Origin of the sequence: Mesorhizobium metallidurans STM 2683 (assembly GCF_000350085.1) — a bacterium.
Lineage (GTDB): Bacteria > Pseudomonadota > Alphaproteobacteria > Rhizobiales > Rhizobiaceae > Mesorhizobium > Mesorhizobium metallidurans.
Genome location: NZ_CAUM01000057.1, coordinates 19,349 through 35,132 on the forward strand (window position 1 = coordinate 19,349; position 15,784 = coordinate 35,132).

General features: G+C 63.9%; 17 protein-coding genes. 7 read left to right on the forward strand and 10 right to left on the reverse strand.

The window, feature by feature from the left end; genetic code table 11:
• Nucleotides 1-6: 6 nt before the first annotated feature.
• A complete protein-coding gene (locus tag MESS2_RS10060; RefSeq protein ID WP_006330963.1) occupies nucleotides 7-432 on the forward strand; it encodes a Ros/MucR family transcriptional regulator in 426 nt (141 codons plus the stop codon).
• A gap of 71 nt (nucleotides 433-503) precedes the next feature.
• Here MESS2_RS10060 and MESS2_RS10065 read toward each other — a convergent pair whose 3' ends face one another.
• Together MESS2_RS10065 and MESS2_RS10070 are read right to left on the reverse strand one after the other, a co-directional pair.
• Nucleotides 504-932: a SufE family protein gene (locus MESS2_RS10065; protein ID WP_008874094.1), complete on the reverse strand. Its 429-nt coding sequence runs from the start codon at nucleotides 930-932 to the stop codon at nucleotides 504-506.
• Nucleotides 933-1,044: 112 nt separating this feature from the next.
• Complete coding sequence (locus MESS2_RS10070) at nucleotides 1,045-1,425, reverse strand: DUF5330 domain-containing protein (RefSeq protein ID WP_008874095.1); 381 nt, start codon at nucleotides 1,423-1,425, stop codon at nucleotides 1,045-1,047.
• A 532-nt stretch (nucleotides 1,426-1,957) separates the two neighbouring features.
• On the opposite strand from MESS2_RS10070, the gene MESS2_RS10075 reads away from it, so the two are divergent.
• The 3 genes from MESS2_RS10075 (at nucleotide 1,958) to MESS2_RS10085 (ending at nucleotide 4,872) form a co-directional block, all read left to right on the forward strand.
• Complete coding sequence (locus MESS2_RS10075) at nucleotides 1,958-3,697, forward strand: sensor histidine kinase (RefSeq protein ID WP_008874096.1); 1,740 nt, start codon at nucleotides 1,958-1,960, stop codon at nucleotides 3,695-3,697.
• A complete protein-coding gene (locus MESS2_RS10080) occupies nucleotides 3,672-4,436 on the forward strand; it encodes a peptidoglycan-binding domain-containing protein (protein ID WP_008874097.1) in 765 nt (254 codons plus the stop codon). Before MESS2_RS10075 ends, MESS2_RS10080 begins: the two co-directional genes overlap by 26 nt.
• Nucleotides 4,437-4,524: 88 nt before the next feature.
• Nucleotides 4,525-4,872 (forward strand): DUF1491 family protein, encoded by a 348-nt coding sequence (locus MESS2_RS10085; RefSeq protein ID WP_008874098.1) that lies wholly within the window; start codon nucleotides 4,525-4,527, stop codon nucleotides 4,870-4,872.
• On the opposite strand, the gene MESS2_RS10090 is transcribed toward MESS2_RS10085, so the two are convergent.
• Nucleotides 4,859-5,878, reverse strand: coding sequence for a hypothetical protein (locus tag MESS2_RS10090; protein ID WP_008874099.1), 1,020 nt, complete (start codon nucleotides 5,876-5,878; stop codon nucleotides 4,859-4,861). The genes MESS2_RS10085 and MESS2_RS10090 overlap by 14 nt on opposite strands.
• 211 nt (nucleotides 5,879-6,089) lie before the next feature.
• Here MESS2_RS10090 and MESS2_RS10095 point away from each other — a divergent pair, with 211 nt between their 5' ends.
• Nucleotides 6,090-6,305, forward strand: a complete 216-nt coding sequence (locus tag MESS2_RS10095) for a hypothetical protein (protein WP_040592626.1) — start codon at nucleotides 6,090-6,092, stop codon at nucleotides 6,303-6,305.
• Between the two features lie 14 nt (nucleotides 6,306-6,319).
• Here the strand turns inward: MESS2_RS10095 and MESS2_RS10100 are convergent, their stop codons facing one another.
• The 4 genes from MESS2_RS10100 to MESS2_RS10115 form a co-directional block, all read right to left on the reverse strand.
• Nucleotides 6,320-6,865 (reverse strand): DUF1254 domain-containing protein, encoded by a 546-nt coding sequence (locus tag MESS2_RS10100; protein ID WP_008874102.1) that lies wholly within the window; start codon nucleotides 6,863-6,865, stop codon nucleotides 6,320-6,322.
• Nucleotides 6,858-7,442, reverse strand: coding sequence for a DUF1214 domain-containing protein (locus MESS2_RS10105; protein ID WP_008874103.1), 585 nt, complete (start codon nucleotides 7,440-7,442; stop codon nucleotides 6,858-6,860). Before MESS2_RS10105 ends, MESS2_RS10100 begins: the two co-directional genes overlap by 8 nt.
• 116 nt (nucleotides 7,443-7,558) lie before the next feature.
• Nucleotides 7,559-9,718, reverse strand: coding sequence for a transglycosylase domain-containing protein (locus tag MESS2_RS10110; protein WP_008874104.1), 2,160 nt, complete (start codon nucleotides 9,716-9,718; stop codon nucleotides 7,559-7,561).
• 172 nt (nucleotides 9,719-9,890) lie between these two features.
• Nucleotides 9,891-10,529, reverse strand: coding sequence for a TetR/AcrR family transcriptional regulator (locus MESS2_RS10115; protein WP_040592627.1), 639 nt, complete (start codon nucleotides 10,527-10,529; stop codon nucleotides 9,891-9,893).
• 120 nt (nucleotides 10,530-10,649) lie between these two features.
• Here MESS2_RS10115 and MESS2_RS10120 point away from each other — a divergent pair, with 120 nt between their 5' ends.
• Together MESS2_RS10120 and MESS2_RS10125 are read left to right on the forward strand one after the other, a co-directional pair.
• Nucleotides 10,650-13,061 (forward strand): GcvT family protein, encoded by a 2,412-nt coding sequence (locus MESS2_RS10120; RefSeq protein WP_008874106.1) that lies wholly within the window; start codon nucleotides 10,650-10,652, stop codon nucleotides 13,059-13,061.
• Between the two features lie 12 nt (nucleotides 13,062-13,073).
• Nucleotides 13,074-14,627, forward strand: a complete 1,554-nt coding sequence (locus MESS2_RS10125; protein ID WP_008874107.1) for a trimethylamine methyltransferase family protein — start codon at nucleotides 13,074-13,076, stop codon at nucleotides 14,625-14,627.
• A 17-nt stretch (nucleotides 14,628-14,644) separates the two neighbouring features.
• Here the strand turns inward: MESS2_RS10125 and MESS2_RS32695 are convergent, their stop codons facing one another.
• The 3 genes from MESS2_RS32695 to MESS2_RS10135 all read right to left on the reverse strand — a co-directional run.
• Complete coding sequence (locus MESS2_RS32695; RefSeq protein WP_167332437.1) at nucleotides 14,645-14,806, reverse strand: hypothetical protein; 162 nt, start codon at nucleotides 14,804-14,806, stop codon at nucleotides 14,645-14,647.
• 101 nt (nucleotides 14,807-14,907) lie between these two features.
• On the reverse strand, nucleotides 14,908-15,297 hold the full coding sequence (locus MESS2_RS10130) for a hypothetical protein (RefSeq protein WP_008874108.1): 390 nt from the start codon (nucleotides 15,295-15,297) through the stop codon (nucleotides 14,908-14,910).
• Between the two features lie 80 nt (nucleotides 15,298-15,377).
• A partial coding sequence (locus MESS2_RS10135) for a TCP-1/cpn60 chaperonin family protein (protein ID WP_040592629.1) occupies nucleotides 15,378-15,784 on the reverse strand: 407 nt, incomplete at its 5' end.

Below are 15,784 nucleotides of genomic sequence, written 5' to 3' on the forward strand. Positions count from 1 at the left end.
AAGATCATGGATATTGTCGAAACACCTTCCAGAAACAGTGATGCGCTGATCGAATTGACGGCCGATGTGGTGGCCGCCTATGTCAGCAACAATCCGGTGCCGGTCGGCGAACTGCCGAACCTTATCGCTGATGTCCACGCAGCTCTCGGGCGCGTGGGCGGTGCCAGCGAACAGCCTCCTGCCGACAAGCAGAAGCCGGCTGTAAACCCGAAACGCTCCGTCCATGACGACTACATCGTCTGTCTTGAGGACGGCAAGAAGTTCAAATCGCTGAAGCGTCATTTGATGACCCATTACGGTCTGACGCCGGACGAATATCGCGAAAAGTGGGGTCTGGACGCAAGCTATCCGATGGTTGCTCCAAACTATGCTGCTGCCCGCTCCCAGCTTGCCAAGAAGATGGGTCTCGGTCGCAAGCGCAAGGGGCGCTGAAGCAAGCTCGCATCGCAGCCTGGATACGACAAGTGACGGCGCCCGAAGGGCGCCGTTTTGCTTTGGAGGGATTAAGCGGTCTGCTTCAAGGCAGCCTCGGCGTCGCGCTTGATGCGCTTGACCATCGAACGAAGACCATTGGCGCGCTGCGGCGACAGGTGTTCGTCAAGGCCGAGCGCCTTCAAAGTGGCTTCGGCGTCGGTGTTCTGGATCTCGCTGGCGGGTCGCTCCGAAAACAGCGTCAGCATGATGGCGACGAGGCCGCGCACGATATGGGCGTCCGAATCGCCCTTGAAGGTGATGACCGGGTCGGCGCCCGGTCCTTGTTCGGTGGTCAACCACACCTGGCTGACGCAGCCGGGCACCTTGTTGGCAGGGTTGCGGTCGGCGTCGGCAAACGGCGGCAGCGCTTCACCCAGTTCGATCACATAGCGATAGCGGTCTTCCCACTCGTCGAGCAGGGTAAAGTCGTCGCGTATCGTCTGGATCGTTGTGGTCATCACCCCGGATATAGTCACCCGGCGCTGCCGCGTCACGGAAAAAGAGGAAAAAAACCGCGGACGTCGAGAGGTCTGACGCGCCTGCGGTGTCGCCAAAATGGCGCAAACCGTCTCAATTGGTCGTCGATAGCTCTGCCGGTATCTCGACTGTCGCTGGCAGCACGATAGTCTTGGCCACGCTGCCGGTCGCGACCGTGGTGTCGGGCTTGGCTGTCTGCCCGTCGTCGGCCTGCTTGTCGTCCAGCATGGCGGCCGCGATCTTGGCGGTCTCCTTGGCGCGGGCAGTGATCGTATGCATCGCCGATTTGCCGGTTTCGCAGACGTCGGGCTTGCGTTCGCATATGCCGGCAATGTCGCCGACCGCTTCGCGCGCCGCAAACAGAGCCTGGAGAGGACCGACGCTTTGGCGACCAGCCTCGTCGGTTCCGACACTCAACGGCAACGCCAGAAGCACCAGCGAAAACCAGAAAGCCATTCTTATCAGAAAGCTCATATGCCTGCCCTCATCCGTGACTCCGGATCATGCCTTCGTGCGGCATGACCTCTTTTATGGGCATGATCGTGGCACATGCGCGCAAAGGACGGCTTGCCTGGTCAGCGAAAATTTTCCTCAAATTTTAGGCAAATTCGAAACGAAGCGTTTTGCGATGGATTTGCTTCAAATCCGGTCGATTTCCTTAAGTGGAAAGTAACCATATAACTATCTGTTTTTCTAGTATTTTCTGCAAGATGGCGATGCGCTGTCGCCGATTGTCCGGCGCGCAATCGCAGCCCGCCTGGATAACCCTCCGTTTACTATGGCTGCAATTGCCCCGGCTTTCCGCCGCCGGCCTCCCAATATTTGTCACATGCCGGGCATTGGTCGGCCCCGCCTTATCCATTCCTTAAACGCTGGATGCGAGTTTCAGATCAATAAGAGCGACCTGCGAAGCAGGACAGTTTCACGACCGGGTGCAAGTGCGTTGAGTTCGATCGGGGCCAGATACGTTGAGTTGCCCGGCGCGATGGCGGCCGGTTGCGAGCGTATGGTTCATCCATCCATCCTTGAGCAGAACGATCGCCTGCGCCAGCGCCGCTTCATCGGCGTCATGCTGGCCGCTCCGTTCTTTGCCGCGGGCGCCGCGGTCACGCTGGTCACCTCAGGCATGGGCGCGGCAGTCACCGTGGCTGCAATCTTCGCCAGTTTCGGCCTTTGCTGGTTTGCGGCTTTGCTGGTGGCGGCGACGGGCAAGATGGCGCTTGCCGGACGGGCCGCCCTGGCGATGGGTGGTCTGGCTGTGGCCGGTGTCATTGCCGCGGCGGGAGGCCTGGCCTCGCCGGTCGCTCTGCTTTCCCTGGCACTGCCGTTCGAGGCCTGGTGGATCGGCGGCTCGCGGCGCGCGGCGCTGTGGGGGTGCGTAGCCGCGCTCGCAGCTGTCCTTCTGCAATATTTTGCCGGTTCTGTCTTGCCGCTCAGCCCGACGGAGATTGCCGCCTGGCACTGGCTGCTGCCGCTGGCCTGGGCGTTCACGCTTGTTCCTCGCCTCGCGGCACTTGGCAATCCGGCCGGCGCGCGGCTTGACCCGGCTGCCGACGATCGGCTCGAGAACATCATCGACGCCGTTGTGTTGCGGGTCGGCAGGCATGGCGAGGTTCAGGATGCGTCGGCCAAGGCGCGCACGCTCCTGAAGCTGCAACCGGAACTGCTGTTCGGCACCGGCCTGTTCGACCGGATTCATCTCTCTGATCGTGTGGCATACCTCAGCGCGCTGGCTGACATGCGCGATGGCGCGTTGGTGCGCCGGCTCGATCTTCGCGTCCGGCTGCCGCAGGACGGCGGTGGCGCGACGGCGGACAATTACCGGCCGTTTTCCCTTGAGCTGGCGCGGTTGGAAAAACAGCAGGATGTCTTCACGCTCGTCCTGCGCGAGAACGGCGAAGTAGCCCGATTGCGCCAAGACCTTGCCGCCGCGAACGAGGCGGCGGCTTCCGCCGAAGTGGCGAAGGGGCGGTTCCTGGCGGTCGTCAGCCACGAGCTTCGCACGCCGCTCAATGCCATCATCGGTTTTTCCGACATGCTGCTGCACGAAATGTTCGGCGGCTTCAAGGATCCCCGCCAGAAGGAATATGTCGGCCTGGTCAGGGAGTCCGGCCAGCATTTGCTTGCCGTCGTCACCTCGATACTCGACGTTTCAAGGATCGAGTCCGGCGCCTATGCGACCGAGCCGGAACCCTTCCGTTTCGTCGAAGCGGTCGAAATGTGCCAGTCGATGATGCGCTTGCAGGCCGAGGCAAAGAACATCGACCTGCAAACGCAGATCGCGCCGGATGCGGGCGAGATAAATGCCGATCGTCGCGCCGTGCAGCAGATCCTCATCAACCTCGTCTCCAACGCCGTCAAGTTCACGCCCGATGGCGGCGATGTCGTGGTCGGCGCCAAGCGGATCGGCTCGCGACTGCATTTTTGGGTCAGGGACACCGGCATTGGCATTGCCGAGGAAGATTTCGAAAATCTCGGCAAGCCGTTCATGCAGATCCAGAACGACTACACGCGCCGCTTCGAGGGAACCGGCCTCGGCCTGTCGCTGGTCAAGGGCCTTGTGGCGCTGCACGACGGCACCATGTCGATCGAGAGCATGCCGGGTGAGGGCACCACGGTCACGATCAGCCTGCCAGTGAAGGGACCGAGGGGACGTTCGACCGACAAGCCCGGCGTGTTGCCGATGCCTGCGGCCAGGACGAAAGGGGAAGGGGACAGGAATGGCTCGCTCCGCAAAACAGCCTAAGGCGGTCAGGCGCCGCGGCAACGCCCTTCAGGGCGGCGCGGTCGCGGTTGGCAGCATGATTTCGCGCAATCCGGTTCTGGTCGGCGGCTCAACCGCCTTTCTGGTGACGCTGCTCTATGTCTCGGCGAATGCCCTGTGGTATCAGCCCTTTCCGCATGCCGGCGCGTTTTTCGCCACCAGGAGCATCGAGGCCTTTCCTCGCACCGACACCGACGAGCCCGAAACGACCATCAACATCGTGCGGCCTGGCCCAGACCCGGTCAAGAGCGATCCGGTCGTCGAACAGGTCCAGGGCATATTGAAGGACCTCGACTTCTATTCCGGTACCGTGGATGGCATTACCGGCCCCAACACGCGCAAGGCCATCCAGGCCTATCAGCAGAAGGTCGGGCTCAACGCTTCCGGCGATATCGACAGCGTGTTGCTCGATCAGTTGGGCGCCACGCCAACCGCCTCGACCGTGCCGCATCCGGCGCCTCGCCCGGACCAGACGGCCGCTATCCCCATTCCGGCATCGGTGCCGGCAAGTGCGGCAGCGCCGGCGCCCGATGCCCGCATCATCAAGATCCAGGCCGGGCTGAAAGCATTCGGCAATGACGACATGCAGCTCGATGGTGTGGTCGGCGCCCGCACCAAGGCCGCGATCAAGGAATTCCAGTCGCTGTTCGGACTGCCGGAAACCGGTGAACCGGACGAGGTCGTCTACGTCAAGATGCGCGAAATCGGCCTCACCAACTGACCTGTTTCGCGGCCAGGATCCATTCCGATTTTCGGGTTCCATGCGCTTGCCGATGCTGTAAGTACCGTCGCATGTTCAGGACCCTGCCATGCGCGTAACCACCGATCTGTGGGTGTCGGCCCTTCTGCGCCGGGTTTTCGGCGCCGGCGGCTTTGCCGCCGTGGTCAAGCGCGGCGCGACCGAGGCCGGCGCTGTCTTTGTGCTGGCGCGGGGCAGGCTGGGCGAGCTTGCCTTGTTCGGACCGGCGCCGCAGACGAGCTACGATTCGGCCAAGCCCGATGAACGTTTCTTCAGCCTGCTCGGCGCTGGCGAGGATGCCGCCGCGCTCGACGCAAGGCTGGAGAGGGAGAAAAAATTCGATCCCGATATCTGGGTGGTGGAGATCGAGGCCGGCGCCGTTCCGGTCGAGGATCTCATTGCCGTCAAGATGCCTTGAGGCTGGCGACCGCGGAACCATTGTCGCTGCCTTGCGCCACGCGCATATCGGCATTCGCGGCGGCGCGCACGATGCCGCCAACCGCGCGCGATAATGTCTCGGCTTTCCAGTTGCGGACCTTGTCCAGTGCCGTGTCGCGATGCAGCAGGCGGTAACGGTCGAGGAAGATGCGGATCGCCTGTGGATGCGGAAACGCGGTGGGATAGACGGCGACCGCGATCAGGAACGCCTTGTCCTCGCTGAGGTCTAGCGCGCGCAAGGCGGCCAGCAGCGACGTATAGTTCTGGCTTGCGGTGAGCGACCGCGCCGTTGAAAAGTCGATGTCGAGCGCGTCGGCGAGCGCGGTCTGGAAGAATGCCGCGTTGCCGGTCAGCGCCGTCTCACGCAGTTTGACATAGGTTTGCGCGCCGACGAACGGATTGACCGCCGCCCCGCCGCTCTCCGCCTCGGCGCGCATCATCGACCGCAGCCGGCGTCGTGCATTTTCGGCGCTGGCGCCGGGTAGCGGCTTTCTGTCAGGGACGGCAGGAGCGATTTCGGCGCTCTCGGGCGCATCAGCGACCGCGTCGGGCTGCCGCAAGCGAACCAGCGTCGGCTTTTCGAGCGCCCTGATCAGCTGGGCAATGGTCGGGTTCAAATCCCTACGCCGCGCAATGGCGCGCGCATGCGGCAGCCCGTGACGCCCGATGAGCGCGATGAGGTCGACGTCGCTGACGGCGCGCGAGCGGATAAGCAGCGGCGCGGCGATATCGACCGGTTCCTCGCAAAGCCGCCTGACCAGCGCGGCAGGCGCATATTCGCATTCGGAAAGCGCTGCGGCGACATAGCGGCGCGACTCGACCGACACATTGTCGAAAAGCGGAAGCGTCAGATCTTCAAGTTGCGCAATCTCCCGGCGCGAGGGACGGGTGAGTGAGCAGAATGCCGATACCGCCGCACGGAACAGCCTTTCGGCCTTTCCCGATTCAGCCCGTATAGCGATTTGCCTGAAATCCGAAGATGACACGGAGGATACGCCCGACACTCGACACAATCTGGACCACGCTCAACCGGGACTGTGTCGGTTTAGCGATTGCCACGGGTCAGGATCTCCTGACCTTAGAACAAAGATCAAGTTAGCGACGATCCGTTAGCGTTGCGTTAACCTACTGCCATCCTTAATCAGAATTGGAGGCGTTGCGTTATGCTCCGGGGCAACCGAGAGGAATGCACGAACCATGGGCATGGTATTGTCTTTCGTGCCGCGAACGGCGGCAACCAATCGAGCAAATCGAAACACCGGAACACCGGCGGCGGTGATCATCTTTCCCGGCGTCCGCTATGAACAGCAGTCGCTGACGGGCGAGGCGCGGCCGGGCGCCGGTCCGGACAAGCCAGGCTCGTCCGGGACGACGCCCAGCTCGTCGGGAACGCTGCCTGTTCCGCACCACTGAGTTTCGGGATCAGCTTAGAAATCCTGCAGCTCGCAGGAACCCCGATCGAGAAACCGCGACACGGTTGGCTTCCAGCTATCGTCGGGCACAAAGGCGCGGATGACGAATATGCCTTCGTCGATGGGCGCTTCGACGAAGATCGCCCCTTGCAATTCCTCGGGAAGATCCTTGCGTACCTCGATCATCTGTGCGGGCGTCAGCACCACGCTGTCGAGCAGCCCCGTCGTGCTGCGATCGTTGAAGGAATAGACATTGTGGCCGCTGCGGTTATAGACGGATACGGACCAGAACGGCACGTTCCCCGGCGCCTTGACCCTTACCATGCCGTCGGCCAGATCGAACCGGCAGGCGGCCGCGTAAAACAGCGGATCGACCGATTTCACCACCGGAGCGCCGCCGGCCTCCGCGTCCAGCCTGGTCATCTTGTAGAGGTCCGAGGCCATGGCCAGACGCGACCAGGCATCGCGTTCGGAAAATTCCGGAACAAGCAGCAGCACGATGATATGCACGATGCCGGCACCGAGCAGGCCGAGCAGGATGGCGTGCAACAGCTTACGCATTGCAGCCGACCCTCAGGATCCGCGGCAGCGTGACATCGGACAGACCCGTGCTGCTGGCGATCGGCGTGTCGTAGAATGTCAGCACGAAATACATCCGGCCAGCGCCCTCGGTCAGCAGCCAATTGCCCGGCGCCGGGCGGCTGCCGACGGAAATGATCACCGAATTGTCGGGCTGGCGCAGGACCTGGTAGGACTGAAGCGCCGCGAGCCTTGCCCTGCCGGTCTGAACGACGCCGAGCGACTGATCGGCGGCATAGAGGGTCCAGAACCGCGCCGTGGGAAATCCGCCTTCGATCGTGTAGGTGCATTGGCGCAAGAGCTGTTCGCCGCCGGAGTCGCGCTCGGCGATGAAGGACAACCCCTCTGCCCGCCCGAGCGCGAGCACGCCTTCGCGCGCCACGCGGGCCTTCGAATAGGGGTCCGCCGCCGGCGTGCCGATGTCGGGGAACGCCGTCCATTGGCCGATCCTGATCGCCCCGACACCGTCCTGCGTCTTCAGGGCATACCAGACGCTGCCGCCACCGCCGCCGATGGCTATGGCAAGCGAAAGCAGCGTGAGCAAGGCGTTCTTGAGCATGAAGAGCCGCGGGTGAGAAAGCAGAAGCGCCGCTCGGGATATCGCGGGGCAGGGGGCCATGGCAAGCGTGGCCGCCGGATTGCCGCTCCGCTGGCCCGGCGCTGAGCTCGCGCCAATCAAAGCGCCGACAGGGTCTCCGGCGCCGCGGGGGGCTGGAGGACAGGCGCCGACTGGAACAGCCTGGTCATGTCCCGCAGCGCCTGCGTGGTCTGGCTGGACAGCACTGGCGGCCGCTCGGCGGCGGCGTCAGCCGCTGCCTTCTCGGCATTTTTCTTCTCCGCCTCCTCGGCCTTGGCCGCGACCTCTTCGTCGACGAAGGGCTTGTCGAGACCGGGAATCGGCTTGAGGTCGATGTTCTGGTGCGCGTAGATCATCAGGCGTTGCCACACCATGGCCGGCAGCGTGCCGCCGGTCATGTTCCTGGTCGGGGTGAAGTCGTCATTGCCGAGCCAGACGGCGGCGGTGTAGTTGCCGGTGAAGCCCACATACCAGGCATCGCGATAGGACTGGGTGGTGCCGGTCTTGCCGGCGGAAACGATGTTGGGAAGGGCCGCGCGCCGCGCCGTGCCCATCACCGGCACCGCCGCCAGCATCGTGTTCATGTATTTGAGCGCCTGTTCCGACAGCACACGGTGCGGCGGCGGCGCGTCCTTGGCGAAGTCGTAGACCACTTCGCCGGTACGGGTTACGAGCTGCGAAATGCCGTGCCGGGTGCCGGCAAAGCCGTTCTGCGCGAACACGCTGTAGCCTGTCGCCTGGTCCATCACGGTCATGCCCGATGTGCCGAGCACCATGGTCTTGTGCGATTCGAGCGGCGATTCGACGCCCATCGCCTCCGCCATCGCCTTGATCGGCTTGATGCCGAGATAGTCCTTGGCCAGCCGCACCGGCACGGTGTTGATCGATTTGGCGATCGCGGTGATCAGCGTGACGTTGCCGGCCGATCCGCCGTTGTAATTGCGAGGCGACCAGCCACCCCAGGAGATCGGCCCGCCGGAAACGACTGAGTTCGGCGTGAAGCCGTGTTCCATGGCCGTCGCGTAGACATAGGGTTTGAACGACGAGCCGGTCTGGCGCAGCGCCTTGGTGGCGCGGTTGAACTGGCTGGCGCCATAGTCGCGCCCGCCGACGATCGCCCTGACCGCGCCATTGGTCTCGATGACGACCATGGCGCCTTCGGTGACGTTATACTCCTTGCCGAACTGACGGAGATGGAACTCCATCGATTCTTCCGCCGCCTTCTGGATGTTGGGGTCGAAAGTGGTGTGCGCGACCAGCGAATGCTGGCCGGACTTGGCTGCGATCCTCTTGATCTCGTCGAAGGCCCAGTCGAGGTAATAGTCCGGGCTCTTCTGCGCGCCGCGGTCGACGATTTCGGCCGGATTGAGCCTCGCCTGCAGCACCTGGCCCTCGGTCATGAAGCCGGCATCGACCAGGTTGGACAGCACCACATTGGCCCGCGCGCGGGCCGCCGGCAGGTTGATATGCGGCGCGTATTTGGTCGGCGCCTTGAACAGGCCGGCCAGCATCGCCGCCTCGGCGAGGTTCAGGTCCTTGACGCTCTTGCCGAAATAGAAATCGGCGGCCGCCTCGATGCCGAAGGTGCCGCCGCCCATATAGGCGCGGTCGAGATAGAGCTGGAGGATCTCCTTCTTCGACAGATTGGCTTCGAGCCACAGCGACAGGAAGGCTTCCTTGATCTTGCGCTCCAGCGTCCGTTCATTGGTCAGGAACAGGTTCTTGGCGAGCTGCTGGGTGATGCTCGATCCGCCCTGGACGACGGAGTTGGCCCGCACATTCTCGAATATCGCCCTGGAAAGGCCGAGCACATCGATGCCGTGATGATCGAAGAAACGCCGGTCCTCGGTGGCCAGCACCGCCTTGATGACCTGGTCGGGCATCTCGTCGACCGGCACCGAATCGCGCTGGATCATGCCGCGCTGGCCGATCTCGTTGCCGTAGCGGTCGAGGAAGGTGACGGCAAAGTCGCCCTGGGCGCGCCAGTCGCCGGCCGTTTCCTGGAAAGCCGGCATGGCGAGCGCCAGCATGACGACGATGCCGCCGGCGCCGAGCGTGAAACCTTCGCTCAAGAATTCGATAATGCAGCGGCGCCAGCCGGTGACGCGAAAACGCCGGAAAAAAATTGTGGCCGCTTCCCAGAACTGGCGCGCCTTGAAGCCGATCTCGTAGAGCGAGGAATCGAGCCACGCATCGACCGCGAGCAGCCTTGCGGCGATCGGGCCTCTTCTCTTGCGTGGCTTCAAAGGACTGGCCATTCCCGAAATCCCCCACCGCGACCTGAGAACCGCGAGCGGGCAATTTCAGGGCGGTGCATTGCCAAAGACTATGCGTCCATTTCGGCGTTGCTCACAAGGGTAAGGGAGGCTCATGCGGGAGGTCTGTTGATCGAAAAGGGCGCGCTTGTTGCAAGCGCGCAAGCCTCCGATGTCACCGCGCCGCCATAAAGCGCATGAAATGCGCCACGTCGGCCTCGTCAGGCTCCTGGCCGGTGAAGCTGCGCAGATAGGCCGCGAGATGGCTGACCCGTGCCTCGACCGGCTCCTTGAGGTCGAGCACATAATAGCCGATCTGCATGTAGTAGAGCACCCGGGCGCGGATGAAGGCGTCTTCCTCGTCATAGCCGTGCCGGCGATACATGTCGCGGATGGCGCTCAGCCGGTCGTCGTCGGCCTGGTCGATCGCCCGGCGCACATCGTCGGAACGCCGCGCCCATTCACGGACGGCGAAGTCGAGCCGGGGATCGAACAGCCGCTCGTCGGCCCAGCATTCGAACACGTTCAAGACGCCCATGATGATGCTTGTGGCCGGTCGTCTCGCGCGTTCGACGATCGCCTTGGTGTTGGTTTCGTGCCAATGGGCGAGCAACTGGTCGAGCAGATCCTGGCGGCTCTGGAAATACCAGTAGAAGCTCGATCGCGACACGCCGAGCTTCTGGCCGAGCGACAGCACGCGCACGCTTTCGACGCCATCGGAAATCAGCGTCTGCAGCGCAAGATTGATCCAGTCCCAGCGCGTCACCTTGATGTTGCCGGGCGCCGGCTCGTCCTGTGGAGCGATCATGATCATGCACCCACAATTGGCATGACGGGTAACGACACGCAAGCCGACTGGACATCTATGTCCATACTCTAGACACATATGTACAGTGCGTATATGGTACCTGGGTCAAACAGCCCGGAGGAAGCCGTGAAGTCGCACTATCGTGCAGTCGTCATCGGGGGTGGTGTGGTTGGCGCCTCGGTGCTCTACCATCTGGCGCGCTTCGGCTGGACAGACGTCGCGCTGATCGAGCGTGCCGAACTGACGGCCGGCTCCACCTGGCACGCGGCGGCCGGGTTCCATGCGCTCAACGCCGATCCCAATGTCGCGGCGCTGCAGGACTATACGATCAAGCTCTATCGCGAGATCGAGGCCGAATCCGGCCAGAATGCCGGCCTGCACATGACCGGCGGCGTCAACATGGCCAGCGATCCCGCCCGCTTGGAGTGGCTGAAATCGGCCTGGGCCGTGTTCCAGTCGGTCGGCATCGAAACCGCCCGGCTGGTCACCCCTGAGGAGATCAAGGCGATCTGCCCGATCGTCGATGTCAGCGACGTGCTGGGCGGCCTCTACGATTCCAACGAAGGCCATCTCGACCCTTACGGCACGACGCACGCCTATGCCGGGGCGGCGAAAAAGCGCGGCGCCGATGTCATCCTGCGCAACCGCGTCCTCGACCTGAAGCCACGCGCCGACGGCGGCTGGGACGTCATCACCGAGCAGGGCACGATCGTTGCGGAGCATGTCGTCAACGCCGGCGGTCTGTGGGCAAAGCAGCTCGGCCGCATGGTCGGCGTCGACCTGCCGGTGACGCCGATGGAGCACCACTATTTCGTCACCGAGGACATTCCGGAGGTCGCGGCGCTCGACAAGGAGCTTGGCCTCGCCGTCGATCTCGACGGCTTTGCCTATCTCCGCCAGGAGCGCAAGGGCGTCCTGCTCGGCCTTTATGAGCAGAACCCGAAGCACTGGAACATGGACGGCGCGCCGTGGGATTACGGCATCGAGCTGATCCCGGAAGACATCGAGCGCATCAGTCCGGAGCTTTCCAGGGCCTATGAGCGCTTTCCCTGCCTGGCAACGGCGGGCATCCGCAAATGGGTCAACGGCGCCTTCACCTTCACGCCGGACGGCAACCCGATCGTCGGGCCGGTGCGCGGCGTCAGCAACTACTGGGTCGCCTGCGGGGTCATGGCCGGTTTCAGCCAGGGCGGCGGCGTCGGCAAATCGCTGGCCGAGTGGATGATCCATGGCGAACCGCAGGCCGACATCTTCGGCATGGACATTGCCCGCTATGGCGCCTTTGCCGCCAACCGAGAATATCTCCGGCAGACGACCCGGCAATTCTATGCGCGCCGCTTCGTCATGACCTTTCCCAACGAGCGTCTGCCAGCCGGCCGGCCGCTGAAGCGCCCCGGCGCCTATGACGGCATGACGGCGGCCGGATGCGAATGGACGGCGTCGTGGGGGCTGGAAATCCCGGTCTATTTCGCGCCCATGGGCTTTCGCGAAAACACCACGCTGAAACGCTCCAACGCCTTCGATATCGTCGGCGACGAGGTGCTGCAGGTCCGGCGCGCGGCCGGCCTCGTCGATACATCGGCCTTTTCGCGCTATGCCGTCTCGGGTCCGGGCGCCGAGGCCTGGCTCGACCGGCTGCTGGCCTGCAGGCTGCCGAAATCGGGGCAGGCGAAGCTCGCGCCGATGCTCGGCCATGACAGCCGGCTGAAGGGCGATCTAACCGTCTTCAACTGGGGTGGCGGCGATTACTGGATCATGGGCTCCTACTATCTCAGGGAATTCCACATGCGCTGGTTCGAGGCGCATGCGGCGGAAGGCGCGAGCGTTACCGACATCTCCGACGCAATGTCCGGCTTCCTCGTCACCGGACCGAAGGCGCGGGCGGTTCTCGCGCGCACCACGCATCAGGATGTCTCGGCCGAGGCCTTGCCCTTTATGGCTTGCGGCGAATTCGACATTGGCATGGTGCGCGCGCGTGTCGCGCGTCTGTCGATTGCCGGCGAGCTCGGCTTCGAGATCAACTGCCCGGCCAGCATGCATGCCACCTTGCGCGAAACGCTGCTCGCCGCCGGCGAGGATCTCGGCCTTGCCGAAATCGGCTTCTACGCCCTCAACGCGCTCAGGCTGGAAAAGAGCTTCGGCATCTGGTCGCGCGAATTCACCCAGGGCTATACGCCGGGCCAGACCGGCCTCGACCGTTTCATCGCCTTCGGCAAGGACGGCTTCATCGGCCGCGAGGCTGCATTGAAAGAGCGCAAGAGCGCCACCACGCAGTGCCTGGTGACGCTTGAGGTGGATGCGCTCGACGCCGATGCCAGCGGCTTCGAGCCGGTCTGGCACAAAGGCCGTCGCATTGGCTTCGTCACCTCGGGCGGCTATGGCTATTCGGTCGGCAAGAGCCTCGCGCTGGCACTGGTCGACCGCGATTTCGCCGGGGAGGGTACCGCCTTGTCTGTGCACATCGTCGGCGTCGAGCGGCCGGCACAGGTCATTGCGGCCTCTCCCTACGATCCGCTGGGGAAGGCAATGCGGCAATGAGGAGGTTCTGCCATGGTCGATGATGCCGCAAGGGATAGCAGGCGCGAGCGCCGGCGCGGACGCATCGGCGAGGCCGGCAGCGAATCCAGCCGGCGGCCGGACTATCGCTCGCTGAAGAATCCCTTCCTGCCGCAGCCGGTCTTTTCGGCCGACCGGGTCGCCGCCATCCACGACACGGCGTTGCGGGTGCTGGAAGAACTCGGCATCAAGGTGCTGCTGCCGCAGGCGCGCGACATCTTCGCCCGCGCCGGCGCACTGGTCGACGAGGAAAGCCAGATGGTGTGCATCGGCCGCGACATCGTCGCCGCGGCGCTGGCCTCGGCGCCAAAATCGATCCGGGCGCTGGCGGGCGACCGTAGCCGCGACTTGATGCTCGAACTCGGCTCGATGACTTTCCTGGCCGGAGCTGGCGCGCCCAATGTGACCGATCTTGAACGCGGCCGGCGGCCGGGAACATTCGCCGCTTTCGAGGAATTGACCAAGCTCATTCAGCATTTCGACGTGCTGCATATGCTTTGCCCCTGCATCGAGCCGCAGGATATCGATAATCGTTTCCGCCACTATGCCGTCAATCGCGCGCAGCTGACGCTGTCTGACAAGTTTCCCTTCATCTTCGCGCGCGGCACGCCGCAGGTCGAGGACGGTTTTGCCATGATCAGGCTGGCGCGCGGCCTGTCGGAGGACGAGTTCCGCGCGGGCGCCCATTGCTATACCGTCATCAACACCAACTCGCCGCGCCAGCTCGATATCCCGATGGCGCAAGGCATCATCGATTTCGCCCGGGCAGGGCAGGTGTCTGTTATCACGCCCTTCTGCCTGGCCGGCGCCATGGCGCCGATCACCGTCGCCGGCGCGTTGACATTGCAGCACGCCGAGGCGCTGGCCGGTCTGGCGCTAGCCCAGATCGTGCGGCCGGGCGCGCCGGTCGTCTACGGCTCCTTCTCCTCCAATGTCGACATGAAGTCGGGCGCGCCGGCCTTCGGCACGCCGGAACATGTCAAGGCAACGCTCGGCGCCGGCCAGCTTGCCCGCTTCACCGGCCTTCCTTGGCGGTCCGGCGGCGGCAGCGCCGCCAACATCTCGGACGCGCAGGCGGCCCACGAAACGCAGTTCGCTTTGTGGGGTTCGGTGCTTGCCGGCGCCACCGTCTGCATCCATGCCGCCGGCTGGCTCGAAGGCGGCCTGAGCGTCTCCTTCGAGAAGCTGATCACGGATATCGAGGCGTTGCAGACCATTGCCGAACTCTGCGCTTCGACGCCTGGCGACGAAAGTGCGATCGGTTTCGAGGCCATCGCCGAAGTCCAGCCGGGTGGGCATTTCTTCTCGGCCGGGCACACCATGGCGCGTTACCGCACCGCCTTCTACGAACCGCTGGTCGCCGACTGGTCGAATTTCGGCAACTGGACGCAGGCCGGGTCAAAAACGGCGACCGAGCGCGCCACCGGCGTCTGGAAGCGCACACTGGCCGACTTCCGGCCGCCGGCTTCGGCCGCCGCCACAGCAGGCACTCTCGACGAATTCATAGCGCGGCGCACCGGAGAGGGTGGGGCAACGCCGGTTTCGTGATGTAACGCGGCAGCGCGTCACATGGGCCGCTTGTCGCCGGTCTTTTGCGGGTCGCGGCGTATCGTGCCGGTATCAGCTTTCCTGTGCTTATCGGCAAGTCTGCGAATGCGATCGAAGCGGCTTTCCTCGGTCACTTTGGTCTTCGCCACAGCATTTGGCTTCGGGACGAATGCAGTCATGGATCGATCTCCTTGCCGGCGGTCGCGCGCCGGGGAAGATGCCCGGCGGCTTTTTTCAGGATCTCGTGAAAAGTTCGCTTTTCTCGGAAACCTCGAAGATGTCAGGCGGCGAGAGCGACCGCGCAGCTTTGTGCACCCAGCCTGTCGGGCGAGGTTTTTCCGGGCATGGTCGCCCAGCCACCTTTCTCGATGAACTGCCACTTCTGGTAGCTGTCGGTTATGGCCTTGAACTCGACAAGTTTGGCGGCCGCGTCGGGCGCCGTATTGAAGCGATCGACGCAAACCGCCGAGGCCAGCTCGCCGCGCGCCGTATCGCCGGCAGTCGCCGCCAGCGCGCGCGAGGTGCCGCCGGTCACCCAGCCACCCCAGTTGAAACCGATGATCAGCGTGGCGACGACGGTTGCCGCGCATGCCCACAAAAGCGTGGATTTAGCCGGCTGGTAATCTTCCCATCGACGCGCGAGAGATGGCTTGCTGCTTTGCGTGGCCACGGAACAGTTCCTTCCTGGTTGATGTTGGGGTCGTTGCCTGGCCCTGCTGGCCAGGCGTTTCGGATCTGTCTAGGCGATGGTCAATAGCCGCCCATGCCGCCGCCGGCTGCAGGCGCGGCATCCTTGGCTGGGATGTCGCTGATCATCGCTTCCGCAGTAATCAGCAGGGCCGCGATCGAACATGCGTCCTGCAATGCGGTCCGCACCACCTTTGCCGGGTCGACGATGCCGGCCTTGATCATGTCGACATAGATCTCGTTCTGGGCGTCAAAGCCCTGATTGTGATCCTTGCTGTCGGAAAGCTTGCCGACAACGATCGAGCCTTCGACGCCGGAATTCTCGGCGATCTGGCGGATCGGCGCCTCGAGCGCCCGCAGCACGATCGAAATGCCGGCCGTCATATCGGCATTGGCGCCGGCCAGCCCGACCAGCGCGGATCTCGCGCGCAGCAGCGCGACGCCGCCGCCCGGAACGATACCTTCTTCCA

What these genes read in the sequence shown, in the direction of transcription:
- MESS2_RS10060 (WP_006330963.1), top strand. Translation starts at nt 7, where the DNA reads ATGGATATTGTCGAAACACCTTCCAGAAACAGTGATGCGCTGATCGAA.
- MESS2_RS10065 (WP_008874094.1), bottom strand. Translation starts at nt 932, where the DNA reads ATGACCACAACGATCCAGACGATACGCGACGACTTTACCCTGCTCGAC.
- MESS2_RS10070 (WP_008874095.1), bottom strand. Translation starts at nt 1,425, where the DNA reads ATGAGCTTTCTGATAAGAATGGCTTTCTGGTTTTCGCTGGTGCTTCTG.
- MESS2_RS10075 (WP_008874096.1), top strand. Translation starts at nt 1,958, where the DNA reads ATGGTTCATCCATCCATCCTTGAGCAGAACGATCGCCTGCGCCAGCGC.
- MESS2_RS10080 (WP_008874097.1), top strand. Translation starts at nt 3,672, where the DNA reads ATGGCTCGCTCCGCAAAACAGCCTAAGGCGGTCAGGCGCCGCGGCAAC.
- MESS2_RS10085 (WP_008874098.1), top strand. Translation starts at nt 4,525, where the DNA reads ATGCGCGTAACCACCGATCTGTGGGTGTCGGCCCTTCTGCGCCGGGTT.
- MESS2_RS10095 (WP_040592626.1), top strand. Translation starts at nt 6,090, where the DNA reads ATGGGCATGGTATTGTCTTTCGTGCCGCGAACGGCGGCAACCAATCGA.
- MESS2_RS10100 (WP_008874102.1), bottom strand. Translation starts at nt 6,865, where the DNA reads ATGCGTAAGCTGTTGCACGCCATCCTGCTCGGCCTGCTCGGTGCCGGC.
- MESS2_RS10105 (WP_008874103.1), bottom strand. Translation starts at nt 7,442, where the DNA reads ATGCTCAAGAACGCCTTGCTCACGCTGCTTTCGCTTGCCATAGCCATC.
- MESS2_RS10110 (WP_008874104.1), bottom strand. Translation starts at nt 9,718, where the DNA reads ATGGCCAGTCCTTTGAAGCCACGCAAGAGAAGAGGCCCGATCGCCGCA.
- MESS2_RS10115 (WP_040592627.1), bottom strand. Translation starts at nt 10,529, where the DNA reads ATGATCATGATCGCTCCACAGGACGAGCCGGCGCCCGGCAACATCAAG.
- MESS2_RS10125 (WP_008874107.1), top strand. Translation starts at nt 13,074, where the DNA reads ATGGTCGATGATGCCGCAAGGGATAGCAGGCGCGAGCGCCGGCGCGGA.
- MESS2_RS32695 (WP_167332437.1), bottom strand. Translation starts at nt 14,806, where the DNA reads ATGACTGCATTCGTCCCGAAGCCAAATGCTGTGGCGAAGACCAAAGTG.